The organism is Methylopila musalis (genome assembly GCF_042679725.1).
GTDB classification, from domain to species: domain Bacteria; phylum Pseudomonadota; class Alphaproteobacteria; order Rhizobiales; family Methylopilaceae; genus Methylopila; species Methylopila musalis.
This window is the reverse complement of the sequence record NZ_JBHTMX010000445.1, coordinates 1-562: the sequence shown is the minus strand read 5'-3', so window position 1 is coordinate 562 and position 562 is coordinate 1. Positions and strand designations below refer to the sequence as shown.

Sequence of the window (562 nt, the reverse complement as noted above, 5' to 3'; positions counted from 1 at the left end):
CGCCGAGCCCGCCGATGGCGAGCGCGAACACGCCCTTGCCGCCGGCGCCGCCGCCGGGCCCGCCGCCGCCGCCCACCGACTGGGCCACCACGCCGTGGGCCTGGGCCTTGCGGGTCACGATCGCGCCCGACACCCGGACGCTGACGTTTCCGCCGTTTCCGCCCGCGCCGCCAACGCCACCGAGGTCGAGCGCATAGCCCTCGTCGCCGGAGGACGAGCTGGACATGGTCCCGCCGTAGCCGCCGCCGCCGCCGACCGACTGGGCGAACACGCCGATCGCGCCCGCGCCCGAGGTGTCGATCACGCCGCTGTTGCGCACCGTGACCGAGCCGCCGTGGCCGCCGGCCGCGCCGCTCCCGCCATAGCCGCCGCCGATGGCGGTGTCCGCCGAGGAGGCGTTCGAGGCGCCCGCCGCGGCTCCGCCGCCGCCGCCCACCGACTGGGCGAACACGCCGTGGGAGAGATCGCCCTGCGTCACGATGCGGCCGGCGTTGTCCACCCGCACCGCGCCGCCGGTGTTGCCCGCGCCGCCGAACCCGCCGACCGAGAGCGAGACGCCGAC

General features: G+C 78.3%; 1 pseudogene. It reads right to left on the bottom strand.

The window, feature by feature from the left end:
• Positions 1–562: pseudogene (locus ACFQ4O_RS18215) on the bottom strand (hypothetical protein); the annotation flags it as partial.